Annotated in this window: 26 protein-coding genes and 1 pseudogene; 10 read left to right on the top strand and 17 right to left on the bottom strand. The window is 54.4% G+C overall.

Features of this window, described 5'->3' with window-relative positions; all coding sequences use genetic code 11:
• Positions 1-232: 232 nt before the first annotated feature.
• Entirely contained in the window at positions 233-1,381 is a 1,149-nt protein-coding gene (fucO, locus tag M1D91_RS00345; protein ID WP_437432228.1) for a lactaldehyde reductase, read from the top strand.
• Positions 1,378-1,692, top strand: a complete 315-nt coding sequence (gene rhaM, locus M1D91_RS00340; protein ID WP_437432227.1) for an L-rhamnose mutarotase — start codon at positions 1,378-1,380, stop codon at positions 1,690-1,692. The genes fucO and rhaM overlap by 4 nt, the downstream gene beginning before the upstream one ends.
• 26 nt (positions 1,693-1,718) lie before the next feature.
• On the opposite strand, the gene M1D91_RS00335 is transcribed toward rhaM, so the two are convergent.
• The 6 genes from M1D91_RS00335 to M1D91_RS00310 form a co-directional block, all read right to left on the bottom strand.
• Positions 1,719-2,015, bottom strand: coding sequence for a type II toxin-antitoxin system RelE/ParE family toxin (locus M1D91_RS00335; protein ID WP_437432226.1), 297 nt, complete (start codon positions 2,013-2,015; stop codon positions 1,719-1,721).
• Positions 2,002-2,268 (bottom strand): type II toxin-antitoxin system ParD family antitoxin, encoded by a 267-nt coding sequence (locus tag M1D91_RS00330; RefSeq protein ID WP_437432225.1) that lies wholly within the window; start codon positions 2,266-2,268, stop codon positions 2,002-2,004. Before M1D91_RS00330 ends, M1D91_RS00335 begins: the two co-directional genes overlap by 14 nt.
• Positions 2,269-2,352: 84 nt before the next feature.
• A complete protein-coding gene (locus M1D91_RS00325; RefSeq protein ID WP_437432224.1) occupies positions 2,353-3,615 on the bottom strand; it encodes an MFS transporter in 1,263 nt (420 codons plus the stop codon).
• A 45-nt stretch (positions 3,616-3,660) separates the two neighbouring features.
• On the bottom strand, positions 3,661-5,784 hold the full coding sequence (locus M1D91_RS00320) for an alpha-galactosidase (protein WP_437432223.1): 2,124 nt from the start codon (positions 5,782-5,784) through the stop codon (positions 3,661-3,663).
• 114 nt (positions 5,785-5,898) lie between these two features.
• Positions 5,899-6,894 (bottom strand): LacI family DNA-binding transcriptional regulator, encoded by a 996-nt coding sequence (locus M1D91_RS00315; protein WP_437432222.1) that lies wholly within the window; start codon positions 6,892-6,894, stop codon positions 5,899-5,901.
• 60 nt (positions 6,895-6,954) lie between these two features.
• Complete coding sequence (locus tag M1D91_RS00310) at positions 6,955-7,503, bottom strand: helix-turn-helix domain-containing protein (protein ID WP_437432221.1); 549 nt, start codon at positions 7,501-7,503, stop codon at positions 6,955-6,957.
• A 104-nt stretch (positions 7,504-7,607) separates the two neighbouring features.
• On the opposite strand from M1D91_RS00310, the gene M1D91_RS00305 reads away from it, so the two are divergent.
• Together M1D91_RS00305 and M1D91_RS00300 are read left to right on the top strand one after the other, a co-directional pair.
• Entirely contained in the window at positions 7,608-8,270 is a 663-nt protein-coding gene (locus tag M1D91_RS00305; RefSeq protein WP_437432220.1) for an AzlC family ABC transporter permease, read from the top strand.
• Positions 8,270-8,593, top strand: a complete 324-nt coding sequence (locus M1D91_RS00300; protein ID WP_437432219.1) for an AzlD domain-containing protein — start codon at positions 8,270-8,272, stop codon at positions 8,591-8,593. The genes M1D91_RS00305 and M1D91_RS00300 overlap by 1 nt, the downstream gene beginning before the upstream one ends.
• A 79-nt stretch (positions 8,594-8,672) precedes the next feature.
• Here M1D91_RS00300 and M1D91_RS00295 read toward each other — a convergent pair whose 3' ends face one another.
• Complete coding sequence (locus tag M1D91_RS00295) at positions 8,673-8,885, bottom strand: YdgH/BhsA/McbA-like domain containing protein (RefSeq protein ID WP_437432218.1); 213 nt, start codon at positions 8,883-8,885, stop codon at positions 8,673-8,675.
• A 608-nt stretch (positions 8,886-9,493) separates the two neighbouring features.
• On the opposite strand from M1D91_RS00295, the gene nadS (M1D91_RS00290) reads away from it, so the two are divergent.
• Positions 9,494-9,766 (top strand): NadS family protein, encoded by a 273-nt coding sequence (nadS, locus tag M1D91_RS00290; protein ID WP_437432216.1) that lies wholly within the window; start codon positions 9,494-9,496, stop codon positions 9,764-9,766.
• 91 nt (positions 9,767-9,857) lie between these two features.
• Here the strand turns inward: nadS (M1D91_RS00290) and M1D91_RS00285 are convergent, their stop codons facing one another.
• Both M1D91_RS00285 and fdhD read right to left on the bottom strand, forming a co-directional pair.
• On the bottom strand, positions 9,858-10,067 hold the full coding sequence (locus tag M1D91_RS00285; protein WP_437432215.1) for a YdgH/BhsA/McbA-like domain containing protein: 210 nt from the start codon (positions 10,065-10,067) through the stop codon (positions 9,858-9,860).
• Between the two features lie 129 nt (positions 10,068-10,196).
• Positions 10,197-10,997, bottom strand: coding sequence for a formate dehydrogenase accessory sulfurtransferase FdhD (gene fdhD / locus M1D91_RS00280; RefSeq protein ID WP_437432214.1), 801 nt, complete (start codon positions 10,995-10,997; stop codon positions 10,197-10,199).
• Between the two features lie 191 nt (positions 10,998-11,188).
• Here fdhD and fdnG point away from each other — a divergent pair, with 191 nt between their 5' ends.
• The 4 genes from fdnG to fdhE are packed head-to-tail and all read left to right on the top strand — an operon-like array spanning position 11,189 to position 16,712.
• On the top strand, positions 11,189-14,239 hold the full coding sequence (fdnG, locus tag M1D91_RS00275; protein WP_437432213.1) for a formate dehydrogenase-N subunit alpha: 3,051 nt from the start codon (positions 11,189-11,191) through the stop codon (positions 14,237-14,239).
• 12 nt (positions 14,240-14,251) lie between these two features.
• Positions 14,252-15,154, top strand: a complete 903-nt coding sequence (gene fdxH, locus M1D91_RS00270; protein WP_437432212.1) for a formate dehydrogenase subunit beta — start codon at positions 14,252-14,254, stop codon at positions 15,152-15,154.
• Positions 15,151-15,786: a formate dehydrogenase cytochrome b556 subunit gene (fdoI, locus tag M1D91_RS00265; RefSeq protein WP_437432211.1), complete on the top strand. Its 636-nt coding sequence runs from the start codon at positions 15,151-15,153 to the stop codon at positions 15,784-15,786. Before fdxH ends, fdoI begins: the two co-directional genes overlap by 4 nt.
• The gene (fdhE, locus tag M1D91_RS00260) at positions 15,783-16,712 is read left to right on the top strand and encodes a formate dehydrogenase accessory protein FdhE (protein WP_437432210.1); all 930 of its coding nucleotides are present in this window, start codon (positions 15,783-15,785) and stop codon (positions 16,710-16,712) included. Before fdoI ends, fdhE begins: the two co-directional genes overlap by 4 nt.
• Before the next feature lie 37 nt (positions 16,713-16,749).
• Here the strand turns inward: fdhE and nadS (M1D91_RS00255) are convergent, their stop codons facing one another.
• Complete coding sequence (gene nadS / locus M1D91_RS00255; RefSeq protein WP_437432209.1) at positions 16,750-17,040, bottom strand: NadS family protein; 291 nt, start codon at positions 17,038-17,040, stop codon at positions 16,750-16,752.
• Positions 17,041-17,352 carry a type II toxin-antitoxin system RelE/ParE family toxin gene (locus M1D91_RS00250; protein WP_437432208.1) on the bottom strand — a complete coding sequence of 104 codons (312 nt, stop codon included), beginning with the start codon at positions 17,350-17,352 and terminating at the stop codon, positions 17,041-17,043.
• 226 nt (positions 17,353-17,578) lie between these two features.
• On the opposite strand from M1D91_RS00250, the pseudogene M1D91_RS00245 reads away from it, so the two are divergent.
• Positions 17,579-18,486 (top strand): annotated as a pseudogene (locus M1D91_RS00245) (alpha/beta hydrolase).
• Positions 18,487-18,529: 43 nt separating this feature from the next.
• On the opposite strand, the gene fabY reads toward M1D91_RS00245, so the two are convergent.
• The 6 genes from fabY to M1D91_RS00215 all read right to left on the bottom strand — a co-directional run bounded on the left by fabY (position 18,530) and on the right by M1D91_RS00215 (position 23,277).
• Entirely contained in the window at positions 18,530-19,471 is a 942-nt protein-coding gene (gene fabY / locus M1D91_RS00240; RefSeq protein ID WP_437432288.1) for a fatty acid biosynthesis protein FabY, read from the bottom strand.
• A 44-nt stretch (positions 19,472-19,515) separates the two neighbouring features.
• Positions 19,516-19,953 carry a D-aminoacyl-tRNA deacylase gene (dtd, locus tag M1D91_RS00235; protein ID WP_437432207.1) on the bottom strand — a complete coding sequence of 146 codons (438 nt, stop codon included), beginning with the start codon at positions 19,951-19,953 and terminating at the stop codon, positions 19,516-19,518.
• Complete coding sequence (locus M1D91_RS00230; RefSeq protein ID WP_437432206.1) at positions 19,950-20,822, bottom strand: virulence factor BrkB family protein; 873 nt, start codon at positions 20,820-20,822, stop codon at positions 19,950-19,952. Before M1D91_RS00230 ends, dtd begins: the two co-directional genes overlap by 4 nt.
• On the bottom strand, positions 20,816-21,415 hold the full coding sequence (gene yihX / locus M1D91_RS00225) for a glucose-1-phosphatase (protein ID WP_437432205.1): 600 nt from the start codon (positions 21,413-21,415) through the stop codon (positions 20,816-20,818). Before yihX ends, M1D91_RS00230 begins: the two co-directional genes overlap by 7 nt.
• 121 nt (positions 21,416-21,536) lie before the next feature.
• Positions 21,537-22,346: a DeoR/GlpR family DNA-binding transcription regulator gene (locus M1D91_RS00220; RefSeq protein ID WP_437432204.1), complete on the bottom strand. Its 810-nt coding sequence runs from the start codon at positions 22,344-22,346 to the stop codon at positions 21,537-21,539.
• 34 nt (positions 22,347-22,380) lie between these two features.
• Positions 22,381-23,277 (bottom strand): sugar kinase, encoded by an 897-nt coding sequence (locus M1D91_RS00215; protein WP_437432203.1) that lies wholly within the window; start codon positions 23,275-23,277, stop codon positions 22,381-22,383.
• Between the last annotated feature and the right edge of the window lie 2 nt (positions 23,278-23,279).

Raw genomic sequence — 23,279 nt, 5'->3', positions numbered from 1 at the left:
CTCTCAGCCATTGTTTGGCTCCTGAGCGCTTGAGCGCACCGGACCATCCCCTCGCACCAAAGGGGAGAGGGTGAAAACTGCTCTCAGCCATTGTTTAGCTCCTGAGCGCTGGAGCGTACCGGACCATCCCCTCGCTCCAAAGGGGAGAGGGTTAGGGTGAGGGGAACAGAATACCTCCGACGGCATGGAGTCTGGCCGCCGGAAAAAATAAAAGTAATTAAGGAGATACATTATGAGCTTTATGTTAGCCCTTCCGAAAATCAGCCTGCATGGTGCGGGTGCAATCGGTGACATGGTCAACCTGGTCGCAGGCAAACAGTGGGGTAAAGCGCTGATTGTGACCGACGGCCAGCTGGTCAAACTCGGCCTGCTGGACAGCCTCTTCGCCGCACTCGACGCCCATCAGATGTCATATCACCTGTTTGATGACGTCTTCCCTAACCCGACCGAAGAACTGGTGCAAAAAGGCTATGAAGCCTACCAGACTGCCGGCTGCGATTACGTGATCGCTTTCGGCGGCGGCAGCCCAATCGATACCGCCAAAGCCGTGAAAATCCTCACCGCTAACCCCGGCCCGTCTACTGCATATTCCGGTGTGGGCAAAGTGACAAATGCGGGCGTGCCGTTGGTCGCCATCAACACCACCGCCGGAACCGCTGCCGAGATGACCAGCAACGCGGTCATCATCGACTCTGCTCGCCAGGTGAAAGAGGTCATCATCGACCCGAACATCATCCCGGATATTGCCGTGGACGATGCCAGCGTGATGCTGGAAATCCCGGCATCTGTAACCGCCGCAACCGGGATGGATGCCCTGACTCACGCTGTAGAAGCCTATGTTTCCGTAGGCGCACATCCGCTTACTGACGCTAATGCGCTGGAAGCCATCCGCCTCATCAATCTGTGGCTGCCCAAAGCGGTCGACGATGGTCACAATATCGAAGCCCGTGAACAGATGGCCTTTGGTCAGTACCTGGCGGGGATGGCGTTTAACAGCGCCGGTCTGGGCCTGGTCCACGCTCTCGCTCACCAGCCGGGCGCCACTCACAATCTGCCGCACGGGGTCTGTAACGCCATCCTGCTGCCGGTAATCGAAAACTTTAACCGACCGAATGCTGTTGCCCGCTTTGCCCGCGTGGCTCAGGCGATGGGTGTTGATACCCGTGGCATGAGCGATGAAGCGGCGAGCATGGCGGCGATTCAGGCCATTCGCGATCTCAGCGCACGCGTGGGCATTCCGTCTGGCTTCAGTCAGCTTGGTGTTACCAAAGAGGATATCGAAGGCTGGCTGGACAAGGCGCTGGCGGACCCCTGCGCACCATGCAACCCGCGCACCGCCAGCCGTGATGAAGTCCGCGAGCTCTACCTGGAGGCTTTATGATCCGTAAGGCCTTTGTGATGCAGGTAAATCCTGACGCGCACGAAGAGTATGAGCGTCGTCATAACCCCATCTGGCCTGAGCTTGAGGCTGTGCTGAAGGCTCATGGCGCACATCACTACGCCATTTACCTTGATAAAGCCCGTAACCTGCTGTTCGCGACAGTGGAAATTGAGTCCGAAGAGCGCTGGAACGCGGTGGCTAACACCGACGTCTGCCAGCGCTGGTGGAAACACATGAGTGATGTGATGCCCTCCAACCCGGACAACAGCCCGGTGAGCACAGAGCTTAACGAAGTGTTTTACCTGGCGTAAAACGCAATAGCTCCTCGCAGGGGGAGCTATTGCCAATACAGATGGGTTTCGACATCCCGCGAATGATGTAATACGCGGATAATGGATATCATTTGCCTGTTTTCTTTATAGAAAATGACATGTTGCCGACAGGGAAATGAACGAATGTCCTGCCCTAATTCCCCTCTTCGCTTGCCAGCACTATGTTGTGCAAGATGACCAAATACGGAAGAGATATGCAGAATGTAGCGATCTGCCTTTTCCATACCGAACATCTCAAAGCCGTATAACCAAATGTTTTCAAGATCTTCATTCGCTTTCGGCGTTAACTCAATCTCTCTCATCCTTTGTCGCCACCCTGGCTTTGATGTTTCTGAGGAAAGCATCCTGCTCCCATTTTTTCGCTTCACCGCTTTCCAGCCCTTCAGATAACAACGCTCTTAGCTGATTTAAACGCGATTGCGCCTGCTGCTCGCGTAGCAGTCTTAAGGAATCACGAACCACTTCACTTTGCGTTCGATAATCCCCGGTAGCGATCAGCGACTCAACAAACTCACGAAGTTCATCGCCCAGATCTACAGTCATTGTACGTGCCATACCTGCTCCAGATGTAAGAACTATTCTTACATTTTAAAACAGCTTTATGCTGTTTTGCCACCATAAGAGCTGCGTTTTTCTGCCTTACCTCGCCTCCAGCGTTCCCCCCGTCACCACCGTAGGTTGCCTGCCGCTCAGCGTAAAGGCTGACACCAGCGTAATCGCCAGCACAAAGCAGCCGAGGATTAAGTAGGTGTCCTGGAAGCCAATCCGGTCATACATGTTGCCGGCAAACGCGGAGAGGAATATCGCCGCCAGCTGTTTGGCGAAGTTAAAACCAATCAGATAGATAGTCGCCGACAGGCGGGTATCAAAGACGCCCGTGATGTACTTGAATGCCCCCACCAGCAGGAACGGCACCTCCAGCGCGTGGAGCATTTTCAGCGCGATCACTTCATAAACCGTAGTGGCAAACGACGAACCAATAATGCGAGTTGTCATCATCAGTCCGGCAATCAGCAACGTGTTTTTGGCACCAATGCGGTTAATGATCCACGGCGAGCAGAACATAATGACTGCGTTACATAATTCCCCTGCCGTGGTGGTAAAACCAAAGGCTTTGGTTCCCGCCTGTGGGGTATCAAAAAAGGACTTAAAGAAGGTGGCAAACTGCTGGTCGAAGACGTCATACACGCAGGCCACGCCCACCACGTACAGAATAAACATCCACATCTTTTTCATGCGAAACAGGTCGATGACCATACGGATATTAATGGTCGCCGGGCGGCTTTCACCTGTCCCCACGGTGAGGGTTTCCTGCGACTGCACCTTCGCCAGCGCCAGCAACACCATTAACACGACGGCTGCCGCAGAGCCCATCCAGAAGACAAACGCCGGGTTAATGCTGAACAGAATGCCAGCGGTCGAAGCACACAGCCCCCAGCCGAGGCAGCCAAACATGCGTGCTTTACCATATTCGAAATGGCTGTGGCGGCTTACCTTCTCCACATAGGCTTCAATGGCACCGGAGCCCGCAGAAAAGACAAAGCCAATATATAAGCCTCCTGCCAGCGCACCGGCCCAGATGTTGAATTTCAACAACGGGGCGAAAACGTACAGGAAGAACGGCGCGAAGAGTACCAACATGCTGACGATCACCCACAGCATGTTTTTCTTCAGTCCAAGTTTGTCAGAAACCACGCCCAGAATCGGCTGGAAAGAGATGGCTGAAAGCGACATGCAGGAAAAGACAATGCCAGTGTGGGTTTTACTGAGGCCAATTTCATCCGAGAGCCAGATAGGCAGGAATGGAAAACAGGTGGCCATGATGAAGAAATACAAAAATACGAAGATGCCAAAGATCCAGAACGTCGGGTTATTTTTATGGGTACAGGGGGTCGTGTTCATTCTTATTATCCTCAGAAGTGAGGCCGCAGCGCGGCCCCGTTAGGGTCACACGCGTTCAAAACCGACCAAAATAGCGCTTTCCGGATCGAGCACTGGTAGCGCGAGCCCCGCCTGCATCAGCCACTCCCCGCTGACGATTTGCGGTACCGTCATCCATGCCGGAAGCTGGCGCATGGTGTGGCCTCCCTCATCGGTAATACGGATGTTCGGGTGATCGAGAAGCGTAATGCGATACCGCGCCTGAGCCTCCAGACCGGCAAGGCGCAGGGGGGCCAGCAGCGTATAGTCCGGCATCGCCAGTTGGCTGACGGTATACAGCGCCTGGCGTTTATCCTGACTCACGATCCCTTGTACCAGCGTGGTGCTGTCCGGCATATCAATACGCCACTGCGTGCCGCTGTGAATCACTTCACGCCACTGTTTATAGAGCGCGGCGTAGTGGCGGTAGCCTGCACGCTCTTTGGCATCGGCATTGACCGGATCCAGCTCCAGACCGAGATGCCCGAACAGCGCCGTCAGGCCGCGAAACTCAATGCTGTGCTGGCGCCAGGTGGCATGGCAACGGTGATTGCCGATGTGCGCACCCATCACTTCCGGCGGGAAGAAATAGCTCATGCCGCGCTGGATAATATTACGTTCCAGCGCATCGTTGTTATCCGATGCCCAGAAGCGGTGGCAACGGGTCAATACTTCATAATCGATGCGTCCACCGCCCGCCGAACAGGACTCAAATTCAATATGCGGGAACCGGCTGCGTAGGGTGTCGAGCAGGCGGTAGTAGGCGCGGGTTTGCGCGTCAGCCGCAGCGCGACGCCCCTGACCCGGCTGCACCAGTTCGCGGTTCATGTCCCACTTCACATAGTCAATCTCATGCTCGCCAAGCAACCAGCTCATACGCGCCAGCAGGTAATCAAACGCCTCAGGGATCGTGATGTTCAGTACCAGTTGATGGCGGCCGAGGATCTGCGAATAGCCCTCCAGCGCCAGCACCCAGTCGGGATGGGCACGGTACAAATCCGAGTTCGGACTGATCATCTCCGGCTCAACCCAGATGCCGAACTCCATGCCCAGCGCTTTAACATGGTCGATAACGGGCCGCAGCCCATCCGGGTATTTCCCCTCATCCAGATACCAGTCGCCGAGCGCGGCAAAGTCGTCGTTACGCCCTTTGTACCAGCCGTCATCAATGATGAAGCGCTCTACGCCGAGCGCGGCAGCCTCTTCGGCCATCTTCATGATGTGCGCCGGGTTATGGTCAAAATAGATGCCTTCCCAGGTGTTAAGGTGCACCGGGCGCGGCTTGTCCCCGACGAAACGGATAACCCTGGCACGCAGGAATCGATGGAACTGCTGGCTCATGCCGTTCAGCCCCTGCGCGGAGTGGCTGGCGTAGAGCCACGGGGTCCACAAGGTTTCTCCTTCCGCTAGCGCCATTTCACCAGGCAGATAGAGCGCTTCAGCCTGAAGATAGCGACGGCCGTCGGTTTTCACTTCCGCACGCAGGCGGTGGTTGCCGCTCCAGCCCAGATGCACGCCCCAGACGCTGCCCTGCGATTCACTGAAGTGCGGGCTACCAGTCATCAGCGCCGGGAAGTGTTCATGAGAGGTGCGCCCGCGACGGTTTTCAATCACAAAGCTGTCGTGTTCAAGGGTGACGCGGTGCGGCTGAAATTCGCGGATCCAGCGTCCATGAAACGCCATCACGTCACGAGCGTACTCCGCAACCGGCAGCGTCACGGCCAGCCGATTCACCTGCCAGTCATCCGCCATCAGGTTGGCCAGGCCATGGCGAATTTGTAGCACGCCGGTCGCGTCGAGACGCAGTTTGCTGGTCAGTTGCAGCCCCGCCACCACGTCTTCGCTGGTCAGGGTCACGCTTTGCTCATGATGTTGCACATCGATAGTGGTGAAAATCGGCGAGCCGTCCAGCCCATTACGGTGCCCTTCCAGCCCCGGCGAACCAAACAGGCCATGCCCGGATTCCGCCATCAATGTGACCGGGGAATCTACGTCCAGTCTGCCGTTAGCAACCGGGCGTACCAGGCTTTGCGCATCCTCGGGCGAGTAGTGATGGAGGTGCGGCCCCCAGTAAACGATTTCAGCAAAAGGGTGGGTTTTAATAACCACATCGGTTGTTGCGCTTTCAAGGCGCAGATAACGAGCTTCCATAGGGCGTCTCCAGATTCGGGATGCCGCTATCCTTGATCCGAAACGTTTCGGATCACAACCGAAACGTTTTGGTTATGTGATCTACTCAAAAATTTGCGCATTGAATGAGAGAAGTCAGGCGGTGACGCCGGGGCGGAATTCGGTCTGCCAGAGCACCTGTAATTGGCCTACAGGTTCGCCCGCAATAAGCTGAAGTACCATGTCGGCAATCTGCTTACCTACCGCTTCGCGGGTGGCCTGCACGACGGCGGCGACATCCACGTCGACAATGCTGTCGTCGGGTAATCCGTCATATACCACCAATGCCACACGGTTGTCACCGAGCAGTTTTCCTTGCTTGATCAGTGCCATAGCGGCACCGTCCCCGTGAGTGTTGCAGTCGGTAATAATGGCCTGTGGCGGTTCGGGCAGCGCAAGAAGGGCTTCTACTGCCTGGTAGCCCGCACGGCGTGAAGGGGGCAACATGCGGAGCCATTCGCTCGATAAGCCGCTGTCGCGCAGCGCATCCAGGTAGCCCTGGCGTCGCTGAGTAATAAACGCCTGATTGTTGTTCTCACCCAGTAGCGCAATACGCTGATGGCCTTTTTCAATAAGGTAACGGGTAGCGCGATAAGTCCCGGCATAGTTATCAAAATCAAACCACGCATAAGGCCTTGCAAGCTGGCTGCGCCCCAGCGCGAGGAAGGGAAAACCGGTGGCCTGCAACTGCGCCAGCCGGACGTCATTGTCCAGCGTGTGGGCAACAATCAGCGCATCCACCCGGCGACTTTGCACCATGCGCAAATAGCTGTGCTTGTCCGCCAGGTCATCATCAGCAATCAACAGTAAATCGATATCGTGGTTCGCCAGCTCCCGGCTGATCTCCCCCACCATTTCCATAAATACGCTGTTATTGAGCGGCACCGGGTGTACCGGAAAAACCAGCCCGACAGCATCGATTTTGCCCATCTTCAGGCGGCGGGCCAGGGTATTAGGGCGATAGCCGCGTCTGTCCGCTTCAGCCTGCACACGGGCACGCGTCTCCTGCGAGACATCATCATAGCCGTTCAGCGCACGGCTGACGGTGGTGACGGAAATACCGAGTTGTTTGGCGATTGCTTTAAGTGACATACCTTACCCTGTCTTTGTCAGCGCAGCTGTTCCCGTCCAGCGGGCATGCGGTGCGGTGGCTTAATTCTGTTCTGCGACCAGAATGGCCTGGGTGTCAGGCTCCAGCGCCTTAAAAATATGCTCAAGATCGGCAGGGTAACAGATGTAATCCCCTGCGCTGAGTTCTTCCGGCGATTCCATCAGCCCCACTATCGCCCGACCCCGGGTCACAATAATGTGCTCAACGGAACCTGGCGGGTGCGGCTGCGAAATGCGATCGGCTCCGGGCTGTGCGTCCAGAAAATAGAGGTCGCGCCGCGCACCCGGCGGGCAGGTAGCCAGCAAGGTGGCCTGATAATGCGCCAGTTCCGCGACCACTTTCGTCCCTTCGCCGCGACGGATCACCTGCGTCTTGTTGGCCTGCGGCTCCAGCAAACGGGCGAAGGGAATATCCAGTGCCACACAAAGCGACCATAACGTTTCCAGGCTAGGATTACCGTTCCCGGCCTCAAGCTGCGAAAGCGTCGATTTCGCAATCCCGGCACGGCGGGCGATCTCCGCCAACGACAGCCCGGTTCTCAGGCGCTCCCGCACCAGACTTTTGGCAATCACGCTAATAGGCTGTGTCATGACACGGCTCCATTGTTCGTTATAATGAACGAATCGTTCTTCTTGAAAAACGATTTTAGTGTGTTCATTATAATGGATTCTCGTTCGATATAGCTAAAAAACCTATGTTCAGATATCACTTTTCAAGTCTCACAAACGACACGATCAGGGCCATTTTCCTCGTTTGCCTCGCCGTTGGCGTGGTGGGCGTCTCCTATGGATCGCTGGCGATGGCCTACGGTTTTCCGCTCTGGGTGCCCCTTACCCTCTCCGTGCTGGTACTCGCCGGTGCTTCCGAGTTTATGTTTATCGGGATTGTGGCCAGCGGCGGCAATCCGCTGGCTGCCGCAGTAGCCGGTTTGCTGGTAAATGCCCGCCATCTGCCGTTTGGGGTGACGGTGCGTGAACTGGTCGGCAGCCGTGCGGCAGGCTTTTTAGGCTGCCACATCATGAACGATGAAAGCGTGGTGTTTGGTTTATCCCAGCCTACGCCAGAACAGCGCAAAGCGGCTTACTGGCTCTGCGGTTTGGGTGTGGCTCTGTTCTGGCCGGCGGGGGTGCTGGTCGGTGCCGGAGTCGGAAAACTGTTGCCCGCGCCGGAAACTATCGGCCTGGATGCGGTCTTCCCCGCCATTTTACTGGCACTGGTGCTACCCGCACTGAAGAAGCGAACCACGCTGATTCGCGCCGCCAGCGGGGCGGTTATCTCGCTGGCGGCGGTGCCCTTTACGCCGGTGGGGCTGCCGGTGCTGCTCTCTTTACTTGGTCTGCTCGCGAGGAAGAAATAATGGCGAACACGACGCTCATCATTGGTGGCATTGCGATTTTATCGGCGGGCACTTATCTGATGCGGCTGGGGGGGGCGAAGCTCGGCAGTAAGCTGGCCCTGTCGGAGCGCGCGCAGGCGCTGCTCTCGGATGCGGCTACCACCCTGCTGTTTGCCGTGGCGCTGGCGGCAACGCTGTATGAAGGTGAACATTTTGCCGGAATGGCGCGGGTGCTGGGCGTGCTGTTTGCCCTGTTTCTTGCCTGGCGCAAGATGCCGTTAATTGTGGTGATTATTTCCGCCGCGGTGGTAACGGCGCTGTTGCGTCTGGCGGGCGTGCAATAAAGGGAGAGTGTAAAGAGCCGGATGGGAAAGAACCTGTCCCCGCTCCGAAGAGCAAGGGACAGCGGCAGTGCGGGACAACTTATTTGCTAAGTTCAGCGGTCATGTGAACCTGGTTGCCAGAGAAGGCTTCGGTAATCTGGTAAGAGGCTGCGCCGGCCTGCTGTGCCTGAGCGGCGATTTTGGCTTCTGCGCCAGAAAGAGTGGTATCCGTTGCGGTCACAGTTTGAGCCGCGAAAGAACCGAAAGAAGTAGCCAGAGCGATAACTGCAACAAAAGTTTTGATGCTTTTCATGATATGTATCCTTTAGTAAGTTTGTTTAATTAAGGCACCGCGCCTCGATGAAATAAATAATAGACCTGTTAACCCTCAACTGAAAGTGGAATGATTTGCATTTATCATTCAATTTTATTGAATTAATTTTTAGATTAATAGTACCTGCCAGACTGGCTGCAACCACTTTTCAAATACAGTCGTTTGCACACGGTTCCTGAGACGACACCGTTTGCAATGACAGGACATCTAACAGGCGCAGTTTTCGTATTGCCGACTGAAGCGCGATGAAGAGAAGCCTGATGCAGGATGATGAATTTCAGGCGCTTCAGAGCTATTTGCAGGAAGCATATGAACGGGGTGATGTGACTGGACATACTGGTGGGTGTAAAAAGATCTGCTGGACCCGTCCAGGCACAGGAAAGCGAGGGGGAGTGAGGGTTAGCTACTACGTTAAATTAGCGAGTGAGAGAATTTACCTGATACTCATATACCCGAAAAACGTAAAAGATGAGTTAAACGAGGCTGAGAAAGCAATTTTGAAAACACGGTCTCAGCTCCGGGAATAAGGGGTATTGCCCTGAGGGGTACCCGGCCTTCCTTATGAGGAAAGAAAACGGGATAAAACATTGTTTGCAGATCTTGTGACCAGCCTGGAAGAGATGGTGGCCATTGAGAAAGGCCAGATAATTCCAGCACCCGAAAATATTCATCGTCATATTCTGCCTGATGTTAAAGCCATTCGAAAAAATGCAGGTATGAAACACGCTGAATTCGCGGATGCGATTGGTCTAAGCGTGGATCTTGTTCGCAGCTGGGAACAGCAGCGTAGAGTTCCATCAGGCATCGCGTTGAAGCTCCTGTTTCTTTTGGAAATAAGCCTCAAATTATCAACACCCTAAAAACCTTTCCCGTTTGAAAAAGTAGTGTGGATTTCGGACATTACAAAAACGAAAAAAGCGCCCGCAGGCGCTCTTTCGACAGTACTGATTTTTACTTGGTCAATTGGGCGGTCATATGTACACGGTCACCGGTGAAAGCTTCAGTGATGTGGTAAGACGCACCCGCCTGCTGAGCCTGAGCGGCGATTTTGGCTTCCGCACCATCCATTGTTGAACCGGTTGCGGTAACGGTTTGTGCCGCGAAAGAACCAAAAGAAGTAGCAAGGGCGATAACTGCAACGAAAGTTTTGATGCTTTTCATGATGTAAATCCTTCAGGTTATTTGTTTGGGTGAGGCACCGTGCCTCGATGGAATAGATAATAGACCTCTACCCCATCAACAAAAAGCGGAAGGTTTTGCTTTTAATTGTCAAAATTATTGACTAACTCATCAACCTGCAATTAAACGCCGGGGATGCGTGTAAACCGTCGCCCTGCCCGGTTTGCTAAACCCCACCAGCGTCAGGTTGCAGCGTTCAGCAACCTCAACCGCCAGCGTGGTTGCTGCGGAGACGGCAAAGAGAATTTCCACGCCACACATCGCCGCTTTCTGCACCATTTCATAACTCGCCCGACTGGAGACCAGCGCCGCCCCCTGCGTCCAGGGCTCTCCTTTGTGCGCGCGATGCCCCAGCAGTTTATCCAGCGCCACATGGCGCCCCACATCTTCATGCCCTGCAATCAGCTGACCGGACGGTAACATCCAGGCGGCGGCATGGGTGCATCCCGTGCGCGTCCCGACAGGTTGAAAATCTGTCAGCTGATGGAGAGCCTGATCAAGGTTCGCCAGATCAAACGTTTGAGTAAAAGAAAGCGGCGTAACCGGTTTTCCGATGTCATTAAGCTGCTCAACACCGCAGACCCCACACCCTGTTCGCCCGGCCAGCGCACGGCGGCGCTCTTTTAATCCCATAAAGCGGCGGCTGGATAACTCTATCTGTACCTCCAGGCCGTTACAGGAAGGGACGACCTCCATGCCATAGATGTCTGATGTGCTCTCAATAATCCCTTCGGATAAGGAAAACCCAATAGCAAACCACTCGAGCTCTTTGGGCGATGCCATCATCACGACGTGCGAAATGCCGTTATAAACCAACGCCACCGGCACTTCTTCGGCCAGAACGTCAGGCTGGGTATGCTGCAGATCTTCCCGTTTCCAGAGTGAGACCTGGCGCGCACCTGTGATCTGCATAGCAATTTCGTCTTCTTCAGTATGGATTTTGTTCACGTTGTATTAACCGAATTAAAACAGGCGTACCCGCAATGTGGTATTCTGGGGCATACCCCTTTTGGACCAGGGGATTTACAGCAATTCTGAACCTTTGCGGCGTCGACCGCAAAGTAAATAACAACGCGTGACAATGTCGAATCAAGGAGTAATCCATGCAGGTCAGCAGAAGGCAGTTCTTTAAGATCTGCGCTGGCGGTATGGCAGGTACTACAGCGGCGGCTCTGGGCTTTGCTCCAGGGGTGGCGCTGGCGGAAACGCGGCAGTACAAACTGCTGCGTACCCGTGAAACCCGAAACACCTGCACATACTGTTCCGTTGGCTGTGGGCTGTTAATGTACAGCCTCGGTGACGGAGCGAAAAATGCCAAAGCATCCATTATCCATATTGAAGGCGACCCGGATCATCCGGTTAACCGCGGGGCGCTCTGTCCCAAAGGCGCAGGTCTGTTGGATTTCGTGCATTCCGAAAGCCGTTTGAAATACCCGGAATACCGCGCACCTGGCTCTGATAAATGGCAGAAAATTACCTGGGATGATGCCTTTGACCGCATCGCCAAACTGATTAAAGAAGACCGCGATGCTAACTACATTGCGCAAAATGCCGAAGGCACTACCGTTAACCGTTGGCTCTCCACCGGTATGTTATGCGCCTCGGCATCCAGTAATGAAACCGGCTATTTAACCCAGAAATTTACCCGCGCCCTCGGCATGCTTGCCGTGGATAACCAGGCGCGTGTCTGACACGGACCAACGGTAGCAAGTCTTGCTCCAACATTTGGTCGCGGTGCGATGACCAACCACTGGGTAGATATGAAAAACGCCAACCTCATCGTTGTGATGGGTGGGAACGCGGCTGAAGCGCATCCGGTGGGATTCCGCTGGGCGATGGAAGCCAAAATCCATAATGGCGCCAAATTAATTGTTATCGATCCCCGATTTACGCGAACGGCATCAGTCGCGGACTTTTACACGCCCATTCGTTCAGGAACGGATATTGCCTTCCTCTCCGGCGTGCTGCTGTACCTGCTGACTAACGAAAAATATAACCGTGAATACACCGAGGCTTATACCAACGCCAGCCTGATCGTGCGTGAGGATTTTGGCTTCGAAGATGGCCTGTTCACCGGTTATGACGCTGACAAACGTAAGTATGACAAAACCAGCTGGAACTATGAGCTGGACGAACAGGGCTTCGCGAAACGGGATACCACGCTCACGCATCCGCGCTGTGTATGGAATCTGCTGAAACAGCACGTTTCCCGTTACACGCCTGAAATGGTTGAAAACATCTGCGGGACGCCGAAAGCGGATTTCCTGAAAGTGTGCGAGTACATCGCAGAAACCAGCGCTCACGACAAAACCGCATCGTTCCTGTATGCACTGGGCTGGACGCAACACTCCATCGGTGCGCAAAACATCCGTACCATGGCGATGATCCAGTTGCTGCTCGGCAATATGGGTATGGCAGGCGGTGGCGTCAACGCCCTGCGTGGCCACTCCAATATTCAGGGTCTGACCGATCTTGGCCTGCTGTCGCAAAGCCTGACCGGTTACATGACGCTTCCCAGTGAGAAGCAGGGCGACCTTCAGACCTATCTGACAGCGAACACGCCCAAACCGCTGCTTGAAGGCCAGGTAAACTACTGGAGCAATTACCCGAAATTCTTTGTCTCGCTCATGAAAGCCTTCTATGGCGACAAGGCGACGAAAGAGAATGACTGGGGCTTCAACTGGCTGCCGAAGTGGGATAAAGGGTATGACGTCCTGCAATATTTCGACATGATGTTCAAAGGTCAGGTGAACGGCTATATCTGCCAGGGCTTCAATCCGGTAGCGTCGTTCCCGAACAAGAATAAGGTCGTCGCAGCGCTGTCGAAACTGAAATTCCTGGTAACCATCGATCCGCTCAACACCGAGACGTCCACCTTCTGGCAAAACCACGGTGAGTCGAACGACGTGGACTCGTCAAAAATCCAGACCGAAGTATTCCGTCTGCCTTGCACCTGCTTTGCCGAAGAAAACGGTTCTATCGTTAACTCCGGGCGCTGGCTGCAATGGCACTGGAAAGGTCAGGATGCGCCGGGCGATGCGGTGACGGACGGCGAAATTCTGGCGGGCATCTTCCTGCGTCTGCGTAAAATGTATGCCGAAGAAGGCGGTGCTAATCCGGAACAGGTTCTTAATATGACCTGGAATTACACCACGCCTCACGAACCCGCTTCCGAAGAAGTGGCGATGGAGAGCAACGGCAAGGCCCTTGCAGACGTGATGGACCCGGCAACGGGTGCCGTGATCGTGAAGAAAGGTCAGCAGCTCAGTTCGTTTGCCCAATTGCGCGATGATGGCACCACCTCAAGCGGTTGCTGGATCTTCGCCGGAAGCTGGACGCCGGAAGGCAACCAGATGGCGCGTCGTGATAACGCCGATCCGTCAGGCCTCGGTAACACCCTGGGCTGGGCGTGGGCGTGGCCGCTCAACCGCCGCATTCTTTATAACCGCGCCTCTGCTGACCCGCAGGGTAAACCCTGGGATCCTAAACGCCAGCTCCTGAAATGGGACGGGGCGAAATGGAGCGGGATGGATATTCCGGACTACAGCACAGCCGCACCGGGCAGTAATGTCGGGCCGTTTATCATGCAACCAGAGGGCATGGGGCGTCTGTTTGCTACCGATAAGATGGCGGAAGGGCCGTTCCCGGAACATTACGAACCCTTTGAAACGCCGCTCGGTACGAACCCGCTGCATCCAAACGTTATCTCTAACCCTGCCGCCCGTATCTTCAAGGACGATGCTGACGCGCTGGGCAAAGCAGATAAATTCCCGTATGTCGGTACGACCTATCGTCTGACCGAACATTTCCACTACTGGACGAAACACGCGTTGCTGAACGCCATCGCGCAGCCGGAACAGTTTGTGGAGATAGGGGAAAAGCTGGCGGGCAAGCTCGGCATTGTTCAGGGCGACACCGTAAAAGTCTCCTCAAACCGTGGCTATATCAAAGCCAAGGCCGTGGTGACCAAGCGTATTCGCACATTGAAAGTGCACGGGCAGGATGTGGATACCATCGGCATTCCTATTCACTGGGGCTATGAAGGCGTGGCGAAGAAAGGCTTTATCGCCAATACCCTCACCCCGTTTGTTGGCGATGCCAACACCCAGACGCCGGAGTTTAAAGCGTTCCTGGTGAATGTGGAAAAGGTGTAACGGAGACGACTTATGGCTTATCAATCTCAAGATATTATCCGTCGTTCCGCGACTAACGGCTTCACTCCCGCGCCTCAGGCGCGGGATCATCAACAGGAAGTGGCAAAGCTCATCGACGTCACCACCTGCATCGGCTGCAAGGCCTGCCAGGTGGCCTGTTCAGAGTGGAACGATCTCCGTGATGAAGTGGGACACAACGTGGGGGTTTACGATAACCCTGCCGACTTAACCGCGAAATCCTGGACGGTGATGCGGTTCTCAGAAGTGGAGCAGAACGACAAACTGGAGTGGCTCATTCGTAAGGATGGCTGTATGCACTGCGCCGATCCTGGCTGCCTGAAAGCGTGCCCGTCAGAAGGGGCTATCATTCAGTATGCTAATGGGATTGTCGATTTCCAGTCAGAGCAGTGCATCGGTTGTGGCTACTGTATCGCTGGTTGCCCGTTCGATGTACCGCGACTGAACCCGGACGATAACCGCGTCTACAAATGTACGCTGTGCGTAGACCGTGTGACCGTCGGGCAGGAACCGGCCTGCGTGAAAACCTGCCCGACCGGCGCTATCCACTTTGGGTCTAAAGAGGATATGAAGGAACTGGCAGGCGAGCGCGTCGCTGAGCTGAAAACCCGTGGTTATGACAATGCCGGTCTGTACGATCCGGCGGGTGTAGGGGGAACGCACGTGATGTATGTGCTTCACCATGCTGACAAGCCGACGCTTTACCACGGCTTGCCGGAAAACCCGGAAATCAGCGCCACCGTGAAATTCTGGAAAGGTATCTGGAAACCACTGGCTGCCGTTGGCTTCGCCGCGACCTTTGCCGCCAGCATCTTCCACTATGTCGGTGTGGGTCCAAACCGTGCAGAGGAAGAAGACGATAATCTGCATGAAGAGAAAGACGAGGTGCGCAAATGAAAAGACGTGACACCATCGTGCGCTACACGGCGCCGGAACGTATTAACCACTGGGTCACCGCCTTCTGCTTCGTGCTGGCAGCGGTGAGCGGGCTGGGGTTTTTCTTCCCATCCTTCAACTGGTTGATGCATATTCTCGGCACACCGCAGCTGGCGCGCATTCTGCACCCCTTTGTCGGGGTGGTGATGTTTGCCTCCTTCATCATTATGTTTTTCCGCTACTGGCACCACAACCTAATCAATCGGGATGATATCTTTTGGGCGAAGAATATTCATAAGATCGTCGTCAACGAGGAAGTCGGTGACACCGGGCGCTATAATTTCGGTCAGAAGTGTGTCTTCTGGGCCGCTATTATTCTGTTGGTACTGCTACTAGTGAGCGGCATCATCATGTGGCGTCCGTATTTCGCACCCGCGTTCTCTATTCCGGTTATCCGATTTGCCATCATGTTGCATTCGTTTGCCGCCGTCGGGTTAATTGTGGTTATCATGGTGCATATCTATGCTGCCCTGTGGGTAAAAGGCACCATTACCGCCATGGTGGAAGGCTGGGTCACCAGAACGTGGGCGAAAAAGCATCACCCACGCTGGTACCGGGAAGTCCGCCAGAAAAAGGAAAATACGACTGAATGAGTATTCGCATAATCCCGCAAGATGAGCTGGAGAAGAGCGAGAAACGCACGGCGGAAGTGATTCCGCCGTTATTATTCCCCAGGCTGAAAAATCTCTATAACCGCCGGGCGGAACGCCTGCGCGAACTGGCTGAAAATAATCCGCTGGGCGACTATCTGCGCTTCGCCGCTCTTATCGCCCATGCTCAGGAAGTGGTTCTGTACGACCACCCGTTGCAGATGGATTTGACCGCCCGCATCAAAGAGGCCAACGATCAGGGTAAGCCACCGTTGGATATTCACGTCCTGCCGCGCGACAAGCACTGGCAGCGGCTGCTGCATTCGCTCATTGCTGAGCTGAAGCCTGAGATGAGCGGCCCGGCGCTGGCGGTTATCGAGAATCTCGAAAAGGCGTCAGAGCAGGAGCTGGAAGCAATGGCAGGCGCGCTCTTTGCCGCTGACTTTAGCGCTGTCAGCAGTGATAAGGCACCGTTCATCTGGGCGGCCCTGTCGCTCTATTGGGCACAGATGGCCAGCCTCATTCCCGGCAAAGCCCGCGCAGAATATGGTGAGCAGCGTCAGTTTTGCCCGGTATGCGGCTCCATGCCTGTTTCAAGCATGGTGCATATTGGTTCCACGCAGGGTTTACGCTATCTGCACTGTAATTTGTGTGAGACCGAGTGGCACGTGGTACGCATCAAATGCAGCAACTGCGAACAGACCCGCGATCTGCATTACTGGTCACTGGACAGCGAACAGGCGGCAATCAAAACAGAAACCTGTGGCGATTGCGGGACTTACCTGAAAATTCTCTATCAGGAAAAAGACCCGAACGTGGAAGCCGTTGCCGATGACCTGGCGTCACTGGTGCTCGATGCACGCATGGAGCAAGAGGGTTTTGCCCGCAGCTCGATCAACCCGTTCCTCTTCCCTGGTGAAGGGGAGTAATTGAAAAGCCCGGCAGATCTGAGTTCTCCCGGGCGCTCTACTGTGCCAATGCAGGAATGACATGCTGAGGATCATTAGCAATGGCTCGTAATAAAGCCTTTGCTGGCCCGGTAGGTGAACGGCGGCCCTGTTCCCAGTTGCGTAAAGTATCTACGCTTACAGAAATGAGATTCGCAAATTTAGTCTGCGATAACCCCGACACCTGCCGGATTTCTTTAATCTTCATCGCATCAATATGAAAAGTGCGGGAAGGCTGTCGATTCCCGTCAACAATTTCATTCATTTGTTCCATGCTTTTGGTTAATCGTTCAAACAGTGCCTTATCCATTTACCACCTCTTATTCAGTAGCCTCAGCATCTCTTTTTCCTGCGATGAGAGATTATCTTTAACGCCTTTTTGATAGAGTAGAAGCAACCTGATTTCGAAACGACGGGCTTGATAAAAGTAAATAACCCGGACACCGCCTCGCTTTCCTTTCCCTGAAGATCCCCAGCGCATCTTTCTCAAACCGCCTGTTTCTGGAATCAGGTCGCCGTAGTCAGGCTGCGTAGCAAGAAAAACCTGAAGACGATGATACTCTTCCTCTTTCAGCAGCTTTTTTACATCCTCAGTAAAGATTTCCGTCTCTATAAATAGCATGGATTCTACGCCATTGGCTGAGTCTGACAACGATTTTCATACGTCAATGACGTATACCTGTAAATTCAAATCCAGAATTTAGAACCGAAAAAGTGACTAGTACAACGTCAGGAATAATCTTTTGCGAGCCGCTTTCCAGAACCTGCCCCCTACTGAAAATCACCGTTTTCCTCTGCACTTTTTCAGGGTGTAACACTGTATATTCATACAGAAAGAGACATTAGACATGGCGCTGGAAAAGGGTATTGCAGAGCAGGTAAAAGCGTTTATCGCCGCCGGGCGGCCTTCAGTGCGGGCGCAGAGTATTGACGATCGGAGGGCGGGTTATCTTGCGAGCGTGGTGTTAGCCGACGAGACAGAAATCCGAGTAAACGTGAAGGATATCGAACGGGAGGGGATGGCATTTCGTCTCTACTCTCCCCTTGCTGCGGCTGGCGCATTACCGACGCTGATTTACTATCATGGTGGGTGCTTTGTCAGCGGAGAGTTTGCTACCCATGACAAACAATTACGCCAACTCGCCTTTTACAGCGGCTGCCGGGTCATTGCACTCCAGTACCGTCTCGCACCCGAGCACAATTCCCGGCGGCACATGATGACGCACAGAAAGGGGCAGACATTATCTGGCACCATGCCGCCGGGCTTGGCGTCGACCGCCAGAAAATCACGCTGGCGGGTGACAGCGCAGGAGGGCATCTGGCCCTGGTCACAGCGCTTCGCTTAAAAGCAGCCCACACATGGCAGCCTGCGCAGTTGATCCTGATATACCCGATGCTGGACGCAACGGCTTATTTTGAAAGTTATGTCAGTAATGGCGCGGACTATATCATCACACGCGATTCGCTCCTGAGCGGCTACGAGATGTACCTTGGTGACACCGATTTTATGCACCCGGAAGCCAGTCCACTCTGGCGAGATGATTTTCACGGTCTTCCTCCCACCCACATCATTACCGCGGAATTTGATCCACTGAGTGACGAAGGCGAAGCGCTTTATCAGTGATTCATTGAGCAAGGCGTGGCATGCACCTGTCAGCACTACCTCGGGGTGACACACGGCTTCTTCCAGTTAGGGGGCATTAGCGAGGCGGCCCGTGGCGCAGTACGGGACGTGGCATGGCGAATAGCAGTTTAAAGAAGCTGGAGAAACAGAGTCCGGCTTTCGCCGGACGCGTTTATTACTCCTCTTCGTTGCCACCTTCTTCAAGCGGCCCAAAGGGTGTGGCGGGAAGAACGATGTAAACCGCTTCAAACACAGCGCCCTGTTTATCATCGCCAAACAGTTCAACCTGAAGTTGCACGCGCGCCTTGCGCCCGCGTGCCAGCCTGTCGAGATCGCCACTTAACGAGCCCAGATCGGCAATTGCGCTCGGTTTTCCGGTGATAGGACTACTGTAACGAATATGCGCATCCGCGAGGATAATCGTTCCACCAAGGTGGCGTTCCCGCAGCATTAACCAGATAAGCCCCCAGCCCGTGAGCGTTGCCAGCGAAAACAGACTTCCGGCAAAGAGCGTGTGGTGCGGATTCTGGTTGCCCGCTTCCGGCATCGTGGTGATAAATTTTTGCCCGGTATACTGCTGGATACGAACACCCATCTTTTCGCTCAGCGGAATATGTTCATACCATGCCTGCTGCAACTGCCCGCACCAGTCCCCGCGGTGCAATATGTCATCCAGGGTGGCAACGGGTTTAATCATCAAAAAGTGACGCACCGGGGTGGTCTGTGGCGCGGTTATCTCACCCTCGTTGACGAACCCCAGTTTGGCAAAGAACTCCACGGCATCTTCACGTGCGCTGCAGGTCACACGCTTGACGCCTTCCTGACGGGCGACGGATTCCAGGGTCATCGCCATCAGCGTCCCTAACCCCTTGTCCTGCACTGAGGGATGGACCGCCATAAAGCGGATAGACGCCTCGTTATCCGCGTTGATGTAAAGCCGGCCTACGGCCACCAGCTTACCCTCTTCATCCACAACCATTTGATGATGGGCCATGGCATCCCAGGCATCACGTTCGGAACCTTTTGGCTGATGCAGCGGCTTGCGGAGCATCTCCCAACGGAACTGGTAGTAAAGCTCTAGCTCTTCTTCTGTTTGCGGTACGCGAAGGTGATACATGGCTGTATTCTCTCTTGTGACCCGGGGCAACACCGCAAGCTGGCTCATACCTGCAACCAGAACGTTACGGGGCCATCGTTGACCAGCGAAACCTGCATATCGGCAGCGAATCGTCCGGTTTGTGTTTCAATTTGTTGGCTGCGGCAACGACTCACGAAATAGTCATACAGGGCTTCGGCTTTTTCCGGGGCTGCCCCCCTGGAGAAGCCCGGACGCATGCCGCGTTCCGTATCCGCCGCCAGCGTAAATTGTGATACGACCAGTAGACTACCACTGGATTGTTGAACGTTGAGGTTCATCTTGCCGTCAGCGTCACTGAAAATGCGATATCCCAGAACGCGCTCGCAAAGACGGTTCGCTTTCTGCTCATCATCTTCCTTTTCGACACCTAACAACACCAAAAGTCCCGGGCCGATTTCACCCGTCACTTCTCCCGCCACGGACACGCTGGCCTGAGATACGCGCTGAATCAATGCAATCATGGTTGGTCTGCTTCTTCTTGTTCTGCTGCGGTTTTTAGTTTTCGGTATTCTCCGAGAGTGACAGTTATTTCCGCACCAAGCAAGACGATACACCAGGTCCAGTAGACCCAAAGAAACAGAATAGGGATAACAGCCAGCACGCCATAGATAAGCTGATAAGAAGGAAATGTGGTGATATAAAGCGCGAACCCTTTTTTACCCGCCTCAAAGAGTACCGCAGCGACAAAAGCACCAATAATAGCGTCCCGATTGGGTACCCGGGTGGTTGGTACAACGCTGTAAAGCAACCAAAAAGAGAGCCAGGATAAAATCAGGGGAAAGATGCGCAGCACATCATCAATGACACTATTCAGCTCGCTTGCCCAACGTAGCGACAGCAGATATGAGCTAATAGCCAGACTTGCTCCGGCCAGCAGTGGCCCCAGCGTTAATATCATCCAGTAAACGGCGAAAGAGTAGACGCGTGGGCGCACGCGGGTGCTGCGCCAGATAGCATTGAGCGCACTGTCAATGGAATACATTAACAACAGGGAGGTGACAATCAGGCCACATGCCCCCACCGCCGTCATCTTGCTGGAGTTTGCCACAAACTGCTCGATGTAGTTCTGAATGACATCGCCCGTGGTAGGGATAAAGTTGGCAAAGACAAAGTGTCGCAGCTGAATACTGACATCTGAGAACATCGGAAATGCCGCAAACAACGCAAAGATGACTGCCACCAGCGGTACCAGTGACAACAAAGACACATAGGCCAGGTTCCCCGCCAGCGTCGTCATATGGTCTTCATCAATACGCTGCCAGAGGAGTTTGAGCCAGGCCAGGATCGGCCCTGAATGGTGTTTCGCCTTATGACGAAAAAGTTTTAACATAGCTGCTTCGCAAAATAGTCCGTCACGGTCTGTTTATCGACGACCAGTATGCTGGTGATCCCCAGCTGGTTAGCCCCTTCGATATTGTCAGGATTGTCATCAAAGAAAACCGTATCTGCGGCACTGAACCCTTCACGCGCCAGCACCTGCTGATAAATCCTTGCCTCTGGCTTACGCATGCCCATCTCCTGAGAGAGATAGATGTGGTCTGCGGCGGCGCGGATTTCCGGGTACTGGTCGGGCCAGTACGTGGTGTGAAGGCGATTAGTGTTTGAAAGCACGACGACGCGATGCCCCTGCTCACGCAGTTTCTGCATGATAGTGATGACCTCTTTTCGCAGCGAAACGAAGACAGTCTGCCATCCCGTGGAAAACTGCTCATAGCTGAGCGGCAATGCCATCTCTTCACACAGCGCTTTGGCAAAATCTTCATCACTGATCTCCCCGCGTTCGTGCCGGTGAAACGGTTCGCCCATCGTAAAGCTCTGCTTCAGTGTTGCCAACGGCACGCGGCTGAAATCACTCCATGCACCCAGCACCCGGTTGAAGTCGATATCGACGATCACATTACCCAAATCAAAGATATAGAGCATTTTCCTCTCCTTGTTTGCCGTGGAAAGTTAACTGTAGCGGGAAAGTCTGAGGTTGAATAGTTCGCCCACTCACGCAGGCGAAGGGAAAAGTAATGGTGTGGTAAGACCGTGGTCTGGCTGACTATCCAGCATTTATCTCAGACGCGATCTGTTCAACCGCGATGAGATTCATTTCGATTTGGTTGCTTCTCAGCACCAGGTTGATCGGTGTTGGCGGCGTTTTGTCACTAAACAGGGCGGTAATCTGGCTGATATTACCAATTTCCACGGCTGCAGAGGCATGGAATTTAGTATGATCGACCGCCAGTAAAATTTGCCGCGAATGGGCCATCATCGCTTTGGCGACAGCAGCCTCGTTGACATCAAACTCCAGCAGCGCACCGTCATGTTCAATGGCCCCAATACTGGTCACCAGATAATCAGCCCGGAACCCCTGCACAAAACTCGCCGCCGCCGGACCAATAATTCCGCCATTGTGCGCGCGTAGCGTTCCACCAGGGACCATCACTTCAAACTGCGGATTTTTATACAGGATATGCGCTACACGTAAGCTATTAGTAATGATACGAAGGTGCTGATGATTAAGCAGGGCTCTGGCGACATGCTCGACCGTTGTCCCGATGGTAATAAACACCGTCGAACCGTCAGGGATGTAATCGGCAATGGCTTCAGCAATCGCTTTTTTCTCATCCAGCAAAGAGACTTCGCGCTGTTCAAATGCCGTGTTCACGACACTGGAGGCGCGCCCTGCCCCCCCGTGATGGCGGGTGATCAACCCCTGATCGCTTAACTTACGGATATCGCGTCGAACGGTTTGAGTAGACACATCCAACAGTTGCGCCAGTTCGTCAATATTCATATAGCCACGCTCGGCAATCAGTGCCAGCAGGTGGTCATGCCGTGGATTACCGGTTAGTTCGGTAAGGCTCATGGGTATCCCTCTTAACACCATCGTGCCCCGCATTTTATACAAAAAGTGACAAGAAAGAGCGGGTTTGATCACAGTCGGGGATCCCGGCACGCCCACCTGGTCGTGTGCATTTAAGCGCTGCCACGCCACTGGCAAACCTTACCGCTTCCGTTATTGTGGTGCCGGATGCCAGGCTGAATGCCAGGGCGCCATGAAAAACATCCCCGGCTCCGGTGGTATCGACAACGTCGACAGCAAATCCGGACTGATGCTGTAAGTGGCCGTGCTCTATCCAGTCACAACCTTCGCGGCCGCGGGTCACGTAGACATGTCCATTTGTGAGCGTTTGCGCTTGCTTCAGGGCCGCGTTCGTCTCTTTCAGCCCCGTCAGACGCGCCAGACCCGGCTCAGAGAAAGCCGCATGATCGCAGAGCGCCACCAGCTCGCTGATATCCTGTGGCGTAACGTCACCATCCAGTACCGTCATCACCCCCTGCTGGCGCGCTAAGGTAAAGGCCTGTTTTGCTCCGTCATGCCAGCGTACATCCGCCAGTACGACATCCCACTGCGAGAAATCGATCTCCGTTAACCAGTCAGCATCCGCCAGCAAATCCGGGCTGGGGAAGTTAACAATGATTCGCTCCCCTTTTGCATCCACCATGATCGCCGATTGTGACGACTTCGCCCCCGCGTAGCGTCGGGTATAGCGTGTATTGACCCCCTGGGATTCCAGCTCCGCCAGCAGGCTGTTTCCGGTGTCGTCATCTCCGACGCGGCCAATGAAGTCTACCTGCGCACCGAGTTTCGCTGCCGCTACTGCGGCAGTCGCCGCCGGACCTCCGCCCACTTCCGTATAACGTTTCGCCACATATTTACCGCCTTCCGTTGGTAATCCCTCCACGTAATAGATGCGATCCATCACGGTAATGCCTACACAAGCAACGCGAATCATGG

The sequence above is a fragment of the Enterobacter sp. SA197 genome, from assembly GCF_054131575.1.
Note: the sequence above shows the minus strand (reverse complement) of the source record. Positions and strands in the feature narration are given on the sequence as shown.